The sequence below is a fragment of the Microcystis sp. LE19-10.1B genome, from assembly GCF_027530565.1.
In the GTDB taxonomy this organism is placed as follows: domain Bacteria; phylum Cyanobacteriota; class Cyanobacteriia; order Cyanobacteriales; family Microcystaceae; genus Microcystis; species Microcystis aeruginosa.
Map to the genome: position 1 here is coordinate 1 of NZ_JAPZQM010000356.1, position 1,156 is coordinate 1,156.

3 protein-coding genes are annotated in these 1,156 nt (G+C 39.4%); 2 read left to right on the forward strand and 1 reads right to left on the reverse strand.

Features of this window, described 5'->3' with window-relative positions; all coding sequences use genetic code 11:
- The first annotated feature begins 337 nt into the window (after positions 1-337).
- On the forward strand, positions 338-541 hold the full coding sequence (locus tag O9332_RS12685) for a type II toxin-antitoxin system Phd/YefM family antitoxin (protein ID WP_004159269.1): 204 nt from the start codon (positions 338-340) through the stop codon (positions 539-541).
- A complete protein-coding gene (locus O9332_RS12690) occupies positions 507-788 on the forward strand; it encodes a type II toxin-antitoxin system RelE family toxin (RefSeq protein WP_004159268.1) in 282 nt (93 codons plus the stop codon). Before O9332_RS12685 ends, O9332_RS12690 begins: the two co-directional genes overlap by 35 nt.
- Positions 789-857: 69 nt before the next feature.
- Here O9332_RS12690 and O9332_RS12695 read toward each other — a convergent pair whose 3' ends face one another.
- A complete protein-coding gene (locus O9332_RS12695; RefSeq protein WP_232023761.1) occupies positions 858-1,076 on the reverse strand; it encodes a PEP-CTERM sorting domain-containing protein in 219 nt (72 codons plus the stop codon).
- Positions 1,077-1,156 lie beyond the last annotated feature (80 nt).

Here is a 1,156-nt window from a genome sequence, read left to right on the forward strand (position 1 = left end):
CCTATTTCATCGATAATTCCGGCTACTAATCCCAGATGGTCTAGATTTTTGACTTCAATTTCTGTTGATTGATTCATGGTCGAACAGCCCACTGCCTAAGTTTTCCAACAATTCCTATTTTTTCATAATTAGGGGTCTCAATATCCCCCTAACGGCCACCGAGAAAACCTTCACCAGATAAGTATTTTTACTCAAGTCTCTGGAGGGGGACAGCTTATGTGACAGTTGAGGGTGCGGAATGTGGGCTTCAAGCAGTCAGGTACTGGTGCACTTCAAACTTGAATTGGCCTTTGCTAAAATCTACAATAGAAATAAATACTAACTAAACAGCTAAATTATGACAACTCAGCCTAAAGACCCTGAAATAGTTTTACGCGATGGGAAACCAGTGTCGGTTATTCTCGATATTGAGGTTTATCAAGAGATGTTAGAGCAAATTGAAGCGATTGAAGATTTAAAGGCTTTAGCCGAAATGCGCCAGAAACCCCTTGAGTTTCGTTCTCTAGATGACTTTCTCAAAGATTATTCAACGGATGTATGAAGTTCTTCTAGAAAAACAGGCGGAACGGGATTTAAGAAAATTACCTGCTGATTTATTTGAGCGTATTATTCCGGTCATTAGAGCCTTAAACACTAATCCTAGACCATCTGGATGTCTTAAGTTGAAAAACTCCCTACAAGATTACCGTGTTCGAGTTGGAGAGTATCGAATTATTTACGAAATTGATGATAAAAACCAAGTTGTGAAAGTGATGCGAGTTCGACACAGAAGGGAAAGTTATCGTTAGAATTTGTTTAGATGATCTCTGTAAAAAAGCAAGGTGAGGCATTTATAGGAAATGCCTCTAGCACTATCTTCAAGATTTGCGCTTTAAAGCTGCACCTATTCCTAATACTCCTAAACTCAGTATTCCTAGAATTGATGAGGGTTCGGGGATGGATGAGGATTCTCCAATTGCTACTCCAGGGTTATGATAGAGAAACTGAATATCCGAAGCCGATAAAGCTCCACTATATAGGGCTGGCTGAATAAATCTAAAAACTTTGTTGGGTAAGACTTTTAGACCTTTTGTCAATCAAAAAGTACTGGATCTGGGAGTGATCGGGGGGAAATTTAGGCACTTTTTCCCTGAAAATTAGGTAATTGGCCACCTCA